At 51.2% G+C, this 14,538-nt stretch carries 10 protein-coding genes and 1 CRISPR repeat array (1 of these 11 only partly in view); of the genes, 6 read left to right on the top strand and 4 right to left on the bottom strand.

Annotated elements, in window-relative coordinates; all coding sequences use genetic code 11:
* Positions 1-333 precede the first annotated feature (333 nt).
* The gene (locus tag E9954_RS13830; protein ID WP_136079737.1) at positions 334-1,248 is read right to left on the bottom strand and encodes a thrombospondin type 3 repeat-containing protein; all 915 of its coding nucleotides are present in this window, start codon (positions 1,246-1,248) and stop codon (positions 334-336) included.
* 437 nt (positions 1,249-1,685) lie between these two features.
* Positions 1,686-3,524: an REP-associated tyrosine transposase gene (locus tag E9954_RS13825; RefSeq protein ID WP_136079736.1), complete on the bottom strand. Its 1,839-nt coding sequence runs from the start codon at positions 3,522-3,524 to the stop codon at positions 1,686-1,688.
* Positions 3,525-3,689: 165 nt separating this feature from the next.
* Here E9954_RS13825 and E9954_RS13820 point away from each other — a divergent pair, with 165 nt between their 5' ends.
* Positions 3,690-5,027: a uridine kinase family protein gene (locus E9954_RS13820; RefSeq protein WP_136079735.1), complete on the top strand. Its 1,338-nt coding sequence runs from the start codon at positions 3,690-3,692 to the stop codon at positions 5,025-5,027.
* Here the strand turns inward: E9954_RS13820 and E9954_RS13815 are convergent.
* Positions 5,024-5,416, bottom strand: a complete 393-nt coding sequence (locus tag E9954_RS13815) for a hypothetical protein (protein WP_136079734.1) — start codon at positions 5,414-5,416, stop codon at positions 5,024-5,026. The two genes, E9954_RS13820 and E9954_RS13815, sit on opposite strands and share 4 nt — an antisense overlap.
* A gap of 243 nt (positions 5,417-5,659) precedes the next feature.
* Here E9954_RS13815 and E9954_RS13810 point away from each other — a divergent pair, with 243 nt between their 5' ends.
* Both E9954_RS13810 and cas9 read left to right on the top strand, forming a co-directional pair.
* Positions 5,660-7,462 (top strand): phosphoenolpyruvate carboxykinase (GTP), encoded by a 1,803-nt coding sequence (locus E9954_RS13810; RefSeq protein WP_136079733.1) that lies wholly within the window; start codon positions 5,660-5,662, stop codon positions 7,460-7,462.
* Between the two features lie 322 nt (positions 7,463-7,784).
* Positions 7,785-11,372, top strand: a complete 3,588-nt coding sequence (gene cas9, locus E9954_RS13805) for a type II CRISPR RNA-guided endonuclease Cas9 (RefSeq protein ID WP_136079732.1) — start codon at positions 7,785-7,787, stop codon at positions 11,370-11,372.
* Between the two features lie 161 nt (positions 11,373-11,533).
* Here cas9 and E9954_RS13800 read toward each other — a convergent pair.
* Positions 11,534-12,654, bottom strand: a protein-coding gene (locus tag E9954_RS13800) for an IS3 family transposase (RefSeq protein WP_407947718.1) whose coding sequence is annotated in 2 segments (ribosomal slippage) — positions 11,534-12,388 and positions 12,391-12,654 — 1,119 coding nt in all. Because the reading frame shifts where the segments join, the coding sequence is not laid out codon by codon here.
* Between the two features lie 174 nt (positions 12,655-12,828).
* Here E9954_RS13800 and E9954_RS13795 point away from each other — a divergent pair.
* The 3 genes from E9954_RS13795 to cas2 are packed head-to-tail and all read left to right on the top strand — an operon-like array spanning position 12,829 to position 14,322.
* A complete protein-coding gene (locus E9954_RS13795) occupies positions 12,829-13,086 on the top strand; it encodes a hypothetical protein (RefSeq protein ID WP_136079731.1) in 258 nt (85 codons plus the stop codon).
* Positions 13,080-14,003 (top strand): type II CRISPR-associated endonuclease Cas1, encoded by a 924-nt coding sequence (gene cas1, locus E9954_RS13790; protein WP_136079730.1) that lies wholly within the window; start codon positions 13,080-13,082, stop codon positions 14,001-14,003. Before E9954_RS13795 ends, cas1 begins: the two co-directional genes overlap by 7 nt.
* A complete protein-coding gene (gene cas2, locus E9954_RS13785) occupies positions 13,984-14,322 on the top strand; it encodes a CRISPR-associated endonuclease Cas2 (protein WP_136079729.1) in 339 nt (112 codons plus the stop codon). Before cas1 ends, cas2 begins: the two co-directional genes overlap by 20 nt.
* Before the next feature lie 133 nt (positions 14,323-14,455).
* A CRISPR array of direct repeats spans positions 14,456-14,538; the repeat unit is 36 nt; unit sequence GTTGTGGATTGACAGTTCTTTGAAATCAGAAGCAAC; it runs 415 nt beyond the window's last position.

Below are 14,538 nucleotides of genomic sequence, written 5' to 3'. Positions count from 1 at the left end.
AATTTGAGGGGAAGATGAAGCAAGCGTCCTGAATTCGAGCAGGGCGCTTTTTTGTGGAGTGATGAGGGCGGAAGGTTTGTGTGCAACACGCTTTTCCGACGCAGCTTGAAAGGCGCAGGAGGGGCGCCGCTTTGAAAGGCGCAGGAGGGGGGAACGGCGTCGAGCTGCCTGTTTTAAGCGCGATCAAGCTCGCGCACTGCAAATTGCTGTCTCTCGGCTGGAAAGGTGCGGGCAGGCGGGAGGTGGCGGTTTCGCGAGTGGGGAAGGGGTGTTCATAAGCGGGATATCCCGAAAGTGGATCTGGAGTGCGCTGGCTCGACAGCGCTTTTAAATCTACTCCACCAAGCCAATGCCAATCCTATAATAACCCGCGTTAAAGTTATTTGTATCAACAACATAACCCGCATTATTTGTAACAGTCTCAAGGTTTTGCCAGCCAGCCCCTTCAACTAAGTTGGTATTAAACTCAACACCAAATGCTCTATTGGTAATGTTTGGGGTCCAATAAATTCTATTCTCAAGATTTGGATAAGGTTTCTCCCCAATCACACGATTGATTGTAGATTCAATCTCCGCTCTGAAGTAATCATTGGCATTGGTTGGGTTTGTACCAGCAATATACTCTTGCCAATTAAGAAGCCCATCACCATCTGGGTCCTCAAGATCTGCAGCTTCGAAAGTTGCAGAACTATTCACCAACCCATTTGCATCTTTTGGAACTAAATCATGATCATATAACCAACCAAAACTAACTCCATTTGTTGTTTGTTTCAAACGTGTGATTGGCACCTTAAATCCACCATCTAAATTTGCAGTATCTCCATTATTCGCAGTAAATGTTGCTGGAACGAAGTGCCAGCCGATTACTGAGTTTGTTGGGACTTCGTAGGTGTAATCCCTATTCGCACTGGGCCTATGCCAATTTACAGAGTTTGTAGTATATCCCAATTTACTTAAATTATTGGGGACTAAACTATGTTCCCAATCTAAGGCAGGAGTCTGAAATCCGAAACATCCACTATTTAAAAGATTTTCACTAATCACTATTTGGTTATATGACTTGCTAACATCTCCAGGACTTCCAGGAGTACTATTCTTCAAGGTTTGATTAATTTCATAATTTTCTCCCACAACTACAGGTTCTAAATTAACTGAAAGATTTGTAGCCGAAGCTTGTCCCTTAGCCATGGGAAAAACACTCCCCAAAGCCAATCCTGCTGTCAATAAACACTTCAATTCTTTTCTCATATCTAAAATACTTCAATTTAGTTTTTAAACCTTTTGTTTGTTATCCCCTACTAGTTACAACTGCTAACTACAATCTGCCGAATCATAAACATAGACAACTGAGTCTGTACAAGTGTTACTCTCATTTGAAACTGTCCAAGTTTATGGGCTCAGGTCAGTTGTCTTATATCCGGTTCCATTAATGTGCTGCTTGAGAATCATAATGCTTCATATACAACGATATAAATCGGGGTTCGAGACTATACGTATAAAATGTATGAGAACGGCGACCAGTGGGGCGGCTACAGAAGATCGACTTCGTTTTTAGATTGCAGACCGTTAGCGTTTGAAAGCGGTGTCTGCGAAGCGGGTCTGAGCAATTGCAAAACACCCGCCACACTATAGTGCTTTACTGGTTTGTTTTAAAGCGGTCTCAAGCGCCCGCACTCCATATGCTTTTACGGCTTAAAGCTATAAAAGTCCTCGCCATCAAACCAGGCGCAGCGCATGCGATCCATCGGCACTCCCGCCCGCACTGAGAGCGCCATCGCATACAGACTCAACTGACTGGCCACTTTCTGTTTGTTTTCTTTTCTGGTGTTGGGCTTGAAGTCGAGGATGTAGAGGGTGTTGAACTTCCATTGAAGGAGGTCGATGTGGCCGGAAACTGTTTCGGAGTGCGGTGGGCCGAAGGCCCGCGATAGCCGCTCGACACCGCTTTTCGAAGATTGCGGTGCGGGGGTGTTTGAAAGCGCAGTCGAGCCTGCGCACTCCATATTTTGCGGTGCGGATGTGTCGGGCGTCGAGCCGCCCTGGTTTGAAAGCGCAGTCGAGCCTGCGCACTCCGAAAGGCTCATCCAAACAGGCACTTCGCTGGCAATCGTATAGCAGTCGCAGTTGAGCATGAACTGTTCAACAACATCATGCCGCTGATAATTGGTTTTGGCGAACTGGAGGGCTTTGAGGGCGTCCTTGCAGGCCTGGGTGTTTTGGGAGTGCTTCACGTTAATGTTCAGGCTGGGGTTGAGCCATTGCGAGCATCGGCTTGCGGTTTCAAAGGTGTGGTGGTCGATGGATCCGGGCAGCTTGACCAAGTATTCCTTCAATTCTTTCAATGGGCAATCCGCGAGCTTGGGAACATGAATCTGGAAGTTGTAGTTGAGGTCGCGGTGGGTGAAGACGTTGGAGATGACGATTTTGGAGACGGCATTATTTTTTGCCCGCTTTTTGAGATAGGGCGGATTGTATTCCTTGACCCATTTGGAAATGGCACTGGTGGAAATGCTTCTTTGGTATCGACGTTCGATGAAGCGCCGGATCTCTTCGTAGCTGGCGGAGCGGCAGGCGGCAATGAGGGATTTGAGGATGATTTCGGGATCGGTCTGTTTGGCATTGCGATGCAGGCTGGAAAACTTTCGCAGGCAGTCATTGCATTTGTAGAGTTGCTTGATGCCGGATTTAAGCTTGCGGGTACCTGCTTTTACGATGGCGGTAGAGTTGCAGTATTTGCAGCGCAGCTGCTTTGGAGTGCGCTCGCTTGAGACCGCTTTGGAGTCCTGCGGGTTGTCTTGCAGGTGTTCAGACTCGCTTCGCGTGACGGCGCTTTTAAATTGAGGCGAAGCCTCTTTGGAGTGCGCTCGCTTGAGAGCGCTGTTAGATTGCTTTGCGGGCGTATTTAAAAGCGGTGTCGAGCCACCGCACTCCATATCTTCGGGCATCGAGCTGCCCGATCTTAAAGCGCCATCAAGCTGGCGCACTCCGAAATCATCATAGACCTTAACCTGATCAATTTTGAAGCTGTTGACGGTTTTGACGAAGGCGTTCGGCGATTCGCGGGCGAACCAGGCGGCGGAGCACCATTCATACAGCTCGGCGTTTTCTACGACTCCATGGTGCACCGGATTGTGGTGGACATATTTGAGGCGGGCGAGCCATGATTTTTCGTAGGTGATGCGGGAGTCGTAATAGTTGTACCAGACTTTGCGGCCTTGCGTGTTGTCTATGCGATTGATGTCGCGAGCGGACAGGGTGTGGAGAGTGGAAAGCATTTTTTTGAGCGTGGTGGTATCATCGGGGGAGCCGGCCACAAAATGGTAGTGGTTGGATAGGATGGCCCAGGCTTGAAGCTGCCAGTCATATTTGTTCGCCAGCTCAAACAGCAGATCGCGGACGAGGGTGAGTTTTTGCGAGGTATTGAGGATGTGCTGTTTCTGATGGGTGCCGCAGGTGACGATATAGGTTCCTTTTTCGAGGAGTCGATGCGGTGGGGCATGGGGCCAGGAAATGTGTGTTTTCATAGAGTCACTTTACGATGCCGTGTCGGCAAGGGCGAGAAAGTACAGGAAAGAAGGTTGGGTGGAAAAATGAAGCCCGGTTGATCCGTTTTAAACTGTTTTGTTGATATTTGAGGGGATTGGTTTCATGTTAGGTGTTTGGTTTTGATTTGATGTCGGAGGGCAGGTATGGGTTCCGTAAAGACTATTATAAAGCGGGACGGCCAGGTTGCCATGTACGACCGTGGCCGGATCACCAACGCCATCTTCAAAGCCGCCGCTGCCTCCAGTGGTGGCTTTGGCTTTGATGAGGCCGAACGGTTGGCCCGGTTGGTGGAGCAGCGCACCGCCGACAGCTATGCGGAACAGGTGCCGACCGTGGAAGACCTGCAGGACATCGTCGAGGCGGTGCTGATGGAAAACGGGCATATCAAGACCGCCCGCGCCTACATCATCTACCGCCAGAAGCGCACCGAGGTCCGCGAAGCCAGGCAAGGGGCCATCGAGGCGACCGACAATATTCCCTACAAGTTGATCTACGAAGTCCTGCGTTGGAACATCGAGCATGGCTGCGAATCCATCGAAGGCATCAACCGGATCATCGAGCAGGGGAACTATCCCGATCTGGTGATGGCCTGCGAGGAGCGCTATGCCAACGAGTGCCGCATGGCGGGGCAGCGGGTGCTTGACCATGGCGACGGCGTGCGCCTGGTGATTGTTGCCGGCCCTTCTTCATCGGGCAAGACCACCACCACCATGAAGATGGAGCAGCAACTCTCCGGCCAGGGAAAAAAGCTCAAGGCTTTCCATGTGGACCACTATTTCTTCAATCTCGAAGACCACCCCATGGATGAATTCGGCGACTACGACTACGAAACGCCCCAGGCGCTCGACATCGGGCTGATCAACGAGCATCTCGAACAGTTGCTCTCGGGCAGGACCATCAAGACGCCGCACTATGATTTCCATACCGGCCAGCGAACCCTCGATGTTCATGAAATGACGCTTGGCGACGATGAAATCCTTTTGATGGATTGTTTGCACGGGCTCTATTCGGACATGACGAAAAGCGTGCCCGACAGCCATAAGTTCCGGCTCTACATCGAAACCCTCGGCCAGCTCCGCAAGGGGAACGACGAGTTCATGCGCTGGACGGACCACCGCCTGATGCGCCGCATGGTGCGCGATAGCTGGAGCCGCAACCATTCCGTGATGGATACGCTGACCCATTGGCACTACGTGCGCAAGAGCGAGCTGCAATACATTATCCCGTTCATCGGCAATGTGGATTTCGTGGTGAACAGTGCCATGCCCTACGAGTTCCCCGTTTTAAAGAGCAAGCTCTTCCACCATTTCCCGCAGGCCATTGAGCACTATCGCACCGACTTCAAGCGCCAGGATGCCTATTTGCGCGCCCGGCGCGTGATGCAGTTCCTTGAGCCGCTGCACGATTATGTGGACCACGGGTGCATTCCGGAGCAAGCGCTGTTCCGCGAGTTCATCGGCGGAAGCTCCTATTCCTATTAATCCAGGCTAAGGTCGCCGTGGATTCTCAGGTGCCGCAGCTCGCGGTCTACGTGGATCTTTTTCCCGGGAAACGCAAAGGGCAGTTTCTTCACGATCAACTCCCGCACTTTTTTGCGCAACTCGTGTTTCAGCTCGCGCGGGACGTGCTTGAGGGTGGAAAGGTGGATTTCAACCACATAGCCCGGCCCGAACTTCGAGCCGAATCCCGCGGAATAGGAGGCTCCCACGTTGAAGAGCCCGTCCGATTCCGGATTGCTGGTCGTGCCCAGGGGGGCGCGTGCCGGATGGAGCGGAAAGCGTTCCCCGTAGGCTTTCTCGAGTTCGGCATCGATTTCGTCGAACACCCTTTTGAGCTTCCGCTCCCAGGCTATGGCTTTTCCATGTCGCATACGTCCCACACAAAAGAAAGGATTGTCTCCGGGAACTCAAGCCGGATGTTGCAAATTGTTTCAATTTCATTGGGTTCAAAGCATTCCATTGGCGGGAAACCCCATCGGGTATCCCGTGCTTTCGGGGGTGGGAAACCATCCCTTTTTTTATCCGGCAAGGTTTGACATCTTACGGCGAATCCCTATCCTTTCGCGAAATTTCACGTAAATGGGTCTATTAAACTAAATGGAGGTTTAAGCATAATGAGTGCTCCCACAACAAATCAGAAGCTGCTCGACTGGGTGGCTGAAGTTGCAGAAATGACTACGCCGGATAACATCGTATGGTGTGACGGTTCAAAAGAAGAATATGACCGTCTGATGGTACAGATGTGTGAATCCGGAATGGCGATCAAACTGAACGAAGAAAAGCGTCCGAACAGCTTCGCGTTCAACTCCGATCCGTCCGACGTTGCCCGCGTTGAAAACCGCACCTACATCGCTTCCCTCAAGGAAGAGGATGCCGGCCCGACCAACAACTGGATTGATCCGGTTGCGCTCAAGGAAACCATGAAGGGACTGTACAAGGGCTGCATGAAAGGCCGCACCATGTACGTGATCCCGTTCTCCATGGGGCCGATCGGCTCCCCGATCGCCAAAAACTCCATCGAGCTGACCGATTCTCCCTACGTTGTGGTCAACATGCACATCATGGCTCGCGTATCGACGGATGTTCTTCGTCTGATCGAAAAAGAAGACACCTTCATTCCTTGCCTGCACTCCGTTGGTGCTCCGCTGGCCGAAGGTCAGGCCGACAGCCGCTGGCCGTGTGCTCCGATCGAAGACAAATACATTGCCCACTTCCCGGAAGAAAACCTGATCTGGTCGTACGGTTCCGGTTACGGCGGAAACGCCCTGCTCGGCAAGAAATGTCTGGCGCTGCGTATCGCATCCGCCATGGCCGGCCGCGAAGGCTGGATGGCCGAGCACATGCTCATCCTGCGCTTCACCAATCCGGAAGGCAAGCAGTTCCACATCGCGGCGGCGTTCCCGTCCGCTTGTGGCAAGACCAACCTCGCCATGCTGCAGTCCACCGTACCGGGCTGGAAAGTCGAAACCATCGGCGACGACATTGCCTGGATGAAGCCGGGTGCCGACGGACGTCTCTACGCCATCAATCCGGAAGCCGGATTCTTCGGCGTTGCCCCGGGAACTTCCGAAGGCTCCAACCCGATGGCCCTCGCGTCCATCGAAGAAAACGCCATCTTCACCAACGTTGTTGTCACTGAAGACAAAGATGTTTGGTGGGAAGACATGGGTTATGACTGCCCCGGCGGCGGTGGAATCGACTGGAAGAACAACCCCTGGAAACAGGCTGACGGCGAAAAGGGTGCACACCCGAACAGCCGCTTCACGGCTCCGGCCGCCCAGTGCCCGGTCATCTGCGATGCGTGGGAAGATCCGGCCGGTGTTCCGATCGATATCTTCGTATTCGGTGGCAAGCGCACCAACACCATGCCGCTCGTTCACGAAGCATTCGACTTCGAACAGGGTGTATACATGGGCGCAACCGCTTCCTCCGAGCCGACTGCAGCCGCTCTCGACCTCGGCAACGTTTCCCTGCGTTTCGACCCCTTCGCCATGACCCCGTTCATCGGCTACCACGCTGGCGACTACATGCAGCATTGGTTCGACATGGGCGAAACCCTTGGCGACAAGGCTCCGCGTTGCTTCTACGTCAACTGGTTCCGCAAGACCGACGACGGAAAGTGGCTGTGGCCTGGCTTCGGCGAAAACTCCCGCGTCCTCAAATGGATGTGCGACCGCGTCGAAGGCAAAGTCGAAGCCCGCGAAACCCCGATCGGCCTGATGCCGATCGACGGCGACCTGACCCTCGACGGCCTGGACATCCCGGCTGAAGATTGGGCGGAACTGATGAAGGTCGACAACGGCCTCTTCAAGGCTACCCTGGAAGATGCCAAGGCTTACCTCGCCAAGTTCGGCGACAAGCTCCCGGCCAAGATGACCGAGCAGATGGCTAAGCTTGAAGCTCGTCTCAACGCCTAGTTTAATCTCCGGATTAAATATTAAAAGCGTCCCGCTCGCGGGGCGCTTTTTTTTGTGCCCGGAAGAAATGGTCCCCTAGTGAAGTTGCATGGAGCAATATACATTTAAAAAGAAACGAAAGACTCGCTTTTATGAATTAAATGCTTATTATCTACCCGTATTTTGGCTGGGATAAAATAAGAAACCCCGCCGAGGCGGGGTAGTAGGTCAAAGACCTTCGGCATATAGCCTTATTGTGAAAAGACAGTTCTTAATGTTTTTTCAGAACCATTTGTAGGTGTTTTTAGAAAACGGGTCAATACGAAGCTGAAAGGAAAATAAAATGGGAAAGCGCATTCTGGGTTTGGATCTGGGCACCAACAGCATCGGCTGGGCGGTGGTAGATGAAGTCGATGGCGGATTTGAAATCGTAAAGCGTGATGATGGGTTTGAATATCGCGGGGTTCATATTTTTCAGGAAGGGGTGAAGACGGAAAAAGGAGTGGAGTCTTCGAAGGCATCTGAGCGGACGGGCCATCGCGCGGCTCGGCGAATCAAGTTTCGCCGCAAGTTGCGCAAAATCCAGACATTGAAGGCACTTTCTGAGGCAGGATATTGTCCTGCATTGTCAATTGACGAACTTAAGGATTGGCAGTCGAAAAAGATTTATCCTGAAAATCCAGCGTTTCGGGCGTGGTGCAAGACGTCGGAGGCGGACTCTAAGAATCCTTATTATTTCCGATGGTTGGCGGCGTCAGAAGTCCTGAATTTGGATAAGGAGGAGGATCGTTTTAAAATTGGCCGCGTTTTCTACCACATGGCACAACGCCGCGGTTTCAAGAGCAATCGGCTGGACTCGACGCCCGATGAGGAAAGCGGTGTTGTGAAAACTGAAATTGCTGAGCTGTCCAAAAAGATGGGTGAGCGGACGCTGGGGCAATATTTCTGGGAGGATTGCTATCGAGAAGGAAAGCCGACCCGAAAAGTGCATACGTCTCGCGATGACCACTATTTGGCTGAGTTTGAAGTAATCTGTGAGAAGCAATCAATTCCTGCTGACTTGAAAGAGAAGTTGCTGAAGGCGATTTTTTTCCAACGCCCTTTGAAGTCGCAAAAGGGTTCTGTTGCAAATTGTCCTTTTGAGCCAAATAAAAAACGCTGCCCGGTTTCGCATCCTCTGTTTGAAGAGTTCCGCATGTTGCAGGTGCTAAACAATATCAAGATAAAATTCAGCGAGTCAGAGGAGTTTCGGGTTCTTTCGGAAGAGGAGTTTGAAAAAGCAAAGGCGAAGTTTTTCCGTGTGAGCAAAGCCAATTTTGATTTTAAGGATATTTCCAAGGAGTTATCTAAGGGGAAAAACAAGGGCGCAATTTTTAATTATAAAGATTACCAGTCGTTGGCGGGCTGTCCTACGATTTCTAGGTTGAAAACTATTTTTGGAGAGGATTACCAGTCGGCTATATCAGAGAGATATACGGGCAATCGTGAAAATAAATCCGCGCAGGATATTTTGAATGAAGTTTGGAATGTCCTGTTTTCGTTCAATGATGAGGAAAATGTAGTTTCCTGGGCAACGGTGAATCTCGGGCTGGACGCTGAAATGGCGAAGAAGTTTGCGATGATTCAGTTGAAGCAGGGATATGCCTCGTTAAGCCTGAAGGCTATCAGTAAGATATTGCCGTATTTGGAACAAGGGTTGATTTATTCCCATGCGGTCTTCTTTGCGAATTTAAAGAAGGTTGTTGGAACGACGATCGAAGAAGATCCTGGGTTGAAGGCTGACATTGAAGGACTTATTGACACGCATACCCAACTGACCCGTGCTTTGAGATCAGCAAATGAATTGCTGAGAGAATTTAAACAAAGCCCGTATCAGTTTGAGCAGAAATATGATCTGCGTGACCGAACGGAGTTTTCTGATTCGGTTGCCGCCGTTGTTCAATGCCAAATTAACGAACATAACGGCGAATTTGTTCCTGTTCCCCGCCTAGAGGAGCGCGTTGCTGGCTATTTGGTGGATCGCTTTGGGGTACCTGAAGGTCGTACAAAATCTCTGTATCACCCTTCAAAGGAGGAGACGTATAAGCCCGCAAAGCGGGCTGACGATGGGAAGCTGTATCTAGAGAGTCCTTGCATTTCTTCTATCAAGAATCCTGTGTTCATGCGGGCGATGCACCGGCTCAAGGCGGTTGTTAACGAGTTGCTCAAGCAAGGCGTGATAAACGATCAAACCATTGTCCATGTCGAAATGGCTCGCGAAATGAATGATGCCAACAAGCGCACCGCGTTGCGTCGCTGGAATAAAAAGAATGAAAACAAGCGAAAGGGTTATGCTGAACAAATAGAAAAAGATTTGGAGCGGAAAGCCGGCGATGATGAGATTTTGAAATATAAGCTTTGGGAGGAGCAAAGCCATCGGTGCATCTATTGCGGGAATGAAATTTCTGCAAGCCAGATGCTCTCTGCCGAGACGGAAATCGAGCATACGATTCCTCGAAGCCTGTGTTGTGATAATTCGCAGGAAAATAAAACCATAACTCATCGAGAATGTAATCGGAAAAAGAAAAACCGGATACCTTTTGATTGCGAGGACTATGATCAGATTCTAAGTCGAGTTCAGCATTGGAAAGATGAGGCAGACAGGCTTCATTTTCAGGTGGAAAAGAAGGTGGGCGCCAGCCGGGCGGCTGCGACAAAAGAGGCAAAAGACAGCGCCATCCAAGCCCGGTTGTTGTTGCAGTATGAGCGCGACTATTTGCGCGAAAAATATCGCCGCTTTACGATGGAGGAAGTGAAGGCTGGGTTTAAAAACAGCCAACTGGTGGATACACGCATCATCACGAAGTACGCGCGGCTTTATCTGAACTCCCTGTTCAAAACCGTCCATAGCGTGAGTGGGAAAACAACGGATGCCTGCCGTAAAGAGTGGGGGCTGGAAGAAAAATCCCGCGACAATCATACGCACCACACCGTCGATGCAATTGTTTGCGCATGTTTAACGCGAAACCAGTACGACAAACTTGCGGCATTTTATCATGACTATGAGAGTTATGAGCAAAATGATCCGTCTGTCCCTCGCAAGCCGCACCTGAAAAAGCCATGGGAAACGTTTGCGGAAGATATGAAGGTGCTCAAAAACGAGATTCTTGTTTCGCACTACGTACCCAACCACTTGCTAAAACAGACCAAAAAGCTTTTGAGGAAACGCGGGAAGGTTGTAACTGGTAAAAATGGGAACCCCATTGTGATGCAGGGTAAAACCGCGCGCGGATCGTTGCATCAAGACACCTTCTATGGGGCGATTAAGCGGTTGGATAAAGAGTCGGGAAAAGAAAGCACTAAATATGTGGTGCGAAAATCACTTGCCGATCTTTCCGAGTCCGATTTGAAAAAGATTGTGGATGATCGGGTGCGGGAAATAGCGCAAGCAGGTCGAGAGAAAGAAACGTGTATTATAAAGGCTATTGAGAAGCTGAAGAAGCAGCGGGCTACTTCTACAGAAGAGCGGGAGGCTGAGTTGGATGCGGAAATTGCAGAGATGGAATCGCAACTAAACGGTCTCTACTGTCTGCCAAATAAAAACGGTGCTCCGGTTCCAATCAAGAAAGTGCGAGTTTACTCTCCGCTTACTAATCCGATTGAATTGAAGGGTCAAAGAGATGTTTCGCAGAAAAAGGGGCGAGAGCATAAGCAAAAATATTATGTTGGAAATGATGGGAATCACCAGCTTGCTATTTATGAGGGCAAGAATGAGAAAGGGAAGTTTGGGCGTACATACAGGATTGCTAATAATTTGATGGCTTCAACTGGGTACGTCTTTCCTGACAAGTTTGGTGAGATGGATTTAATTTCTGTTGTTCATAATGGGCAATTGGTTCTGTTATTTAAGGAGTCAAAAGAAGAGTTGATTTGCGCCTACCCCCAATCTTAAACCACGGATCGGTGAACTTAAGGTGGAACCTGCGGTTCCCTGTTCCGTGTTCTGGCGGCCAACGAGCCGCCCTTCCATGATGCCGTCGCGGAGCGGAGCCCGTCCCCGAAGGGGCGGCCCGGAGGGCCGAGGGCGGAGCGCAGCGACGGCATCACTTGCGATCATGTTCTGACTGCTCCTTCCATGAATACCTCGGCGGGGGTGCGTTTGTCCAGAGCGCTGTGCTTCCTCTCGTGGTTGTAATATTTAAAATAGCTGTCAAGGCCCCGATGCAACGCATGCCCGTCGGCATAGCATGCGGGATAGATTTTCTCATACTTCACCGACCACCACAGTCGTTCGATGAATACGTTGTCCAACGCCCGGCCTCGCCCGTCCATGCTGATGGTGATGTTCTCGTTTAACAGGACACCGGTGAAGGCGTTCGAGGTGAACTGGCTTCCTTGGTCGGTGTTGAATATCTCCGGATTCCCCTGCGTCAGCGCACGCTCCAGCGCATCAACGCAGAACGTGCTCTCCATGGTGCTTGAGAGCTCCCAGGCGAGCACATAGCGGCTGTACCAGTCGATTACGGCGGTCAGGTACATGTATCCATGCCGCATCGGGATGTAGGTGATGTCCGTACTCCAAACCTGGTTCACCCGTTCGATGTCCACATTGCGCAGCAAATAAGGGTAGATCTTGTGCCTCGGGGCGGGCTTGCTCGTGTGCGGACCGGGCGTGATGGCCTGAATCCCCATCAGCTGCATGAGGCGGGCGACCCGCTTGTGATTGACATCATAGTCTTGATCACGCAACCAGTCCGTCATGCGTGGATAGCCGAACTCCGGATGCCGGAGATACTGCTCGTCGATCAAACGCATCAGAAGCAGGTTCTCCGGCGTTTCCGGGGCGGGGTCGTAGTAGAAGCCCGATCTGGGGACGCCTGCGAGCCTACACTGCCGCCGAACCGAATAATCGGTGCCGGGCTCCACCCAGCTGCGGCGCGTTGAAAGCGGCAGGCTCATAGCTTTTTTTCGAGCCACTTCACGTCCATCTTCAGACGCCCGATCTCTTCGTAAAGTGGAGCCGTAAGCTCTTCTTCCGTTTGAGCCTGCTTCTTTTTCCCCGATGCAAAAAGATCCGGCGCATTCGAAAGCAACTGCTTCTTCCAATCCGAAATCTGGTTCGGATGGACCTGATATTCCGATGCCAGCTCCGCCAATGTCTTCACGCCCTTGATGGCCTCAATCGCCACCTTGGCCTTGAACTTGTCCGTGAATGTTCTTCGTTTTCTTCCCATTTCCATGCGTCCTTTTGTACCATGTTGAGGACGCAGGTTCCACTTAAGCCGGTGGTCCGAAAATCGGGGTTAAGCGCAATTCATTTATCAAAAAGTCGGCTCGGAGAGCGATTGTTCATAATCAAGGGTATTGATGATGACGGAATAAAGCTTTATTTCCATCAGGAAGCTCGAATGACAACGCAGGTGATTGCTTACATGAATGACGTAATAACTGAACAAAACCGAGAGAATGGAATTGTTGACAAGAATGGTGAGGTTAAACAGTCGAAGTTGACGACTCCCAAAGGTGGAGATGTTGTTGGGAGACAGGTAGAGTTTCCGTATGTGAAGTTTAAGCCCTCAAATTTCAATGCGTTCCTTGACGGTCGTGATTTTTGTCTGAATGCCCTTGGCGAAGTCGAGTGGCTGAACAGGGAGGCAGAATGTTAAAGCGAACGGTCTATTTCGAGTCGGCGGCGCATCTTTCATTCAAGAACGGGCAGTTGCTTTATACGCCGAAGCCGGAGGGCGAGGTGCGGACGGTGCCGATTGAAGACATCGGTTTTGTGGTGCTGGACAATCACAGCATTACGCTATCACTCCGATTGATTGAGGAGCTGACGGCTAATAATGCGGCGATTGTCTTTTGCGATAAACTACACCATCCAACAGCCATGAGTGTTCCGTTCGATGGCAACACGACCCATGCCGAAACGCTGGCCGCGCAGTTGGAAATGTCGGAGCCGTTGAAGAAGCAACTGTGGAAGCAGACGGTTGAGATAAAGATTAAAAATCAGGCCGCTATGTTGGAGCGGAAGAAGTCCGGCGGCGTCGAGGCGTTGCGCCGCCATGCGGCCAGTGTGAAGAGCGGCGACACGGACAACCGCGAGGGAGCCGCTGCCAGGATCTATTGGCAAAACCTGTTTGGCGAGGATTTCCGGCGCGAACGGTTTGGCGGTGCGCCCAACCACCTGCTGAACTATGCCTATGCCATCCTGCGCGCGGCGGTCGCCCGGTCGCTGGTGGGCTCGGGGCTTTATCCTGCTATTGGAATCCATCATCACAATAAATACAACGCCTTCGCCTTGGCGGACGATGTGATGGAGCCGTACCGCCCCTATGCCGATGAAGTGGTTTATGGAATATGGTCTGCAGCCGACGAGCCCATTGAAGAACTTTCGCGGGAACATAAACAGCAGCTGCTGAAACTGCTCGCCGTAGATGTTCATTTAACGAATACGCTGCGGCCGTTGATGGTGGGGTTATCGTACACAACGGCCTCGCTGGCGCGTTGCATCGCCGGCGAACAGAAGAAGGTGGATTATCCCGTAATGAAGGCGGTAGAAAATGTCGGAGGTGCGGCTTAACGCGTATAAGATCATGTGGCTGTTTGTATTCTTCGACCTGCCGACGAACACGAAAAAGGAGCGTCACGACGCTGCTGTGTTCCGCAAGCGGTTGTTGGGCGACGGCTTCACCATGATGCAGTACTCTGTTTATACTCGGCACTGCGGAAGTTCAGAGAGTGCCGACGTGCATACGAAGCGGGTCAAAGGACTCGTTCCCTCCAAAGGGCAAGTCAGTATTATGCGGATCACGGACAAGCAATACGGCAACATTATTAATTTCTGGGGGAAGGCGGCTATCCAGGTTCCTCCGAAACCCAGCCAGTTGGAGTTTTTCTGACTGGTGCTAAATGAAACGAACGATAGAATGCAGAATATGAACTGTAAATTTACTTCATGGTTAGAACCGTGCCGGTTTTCTTTAGCGCTGGCAGATGCTAGTTCCTTGGAAAACAGCGGCTTATGGCGGCTATGTTGTGGATTGACAGTTCTTTGAAATCAGAAGCAACCCAGACGATCTACATCTTAGGTGGTGGCCCGTTGTGGATTGACAGTT

The organism is Pontiella desulfatans, assembly GCF_900890425.1.
GTDB lineage: Bacteria > Verrucomicrobiota > Kiritimatiellia > Kiritimatiellales > Pontiellaceae > Pontiella > Pontiella desulfatans.
This window is presented reverse-complemented; position numbering and strand designations above follow the sequence as displayed.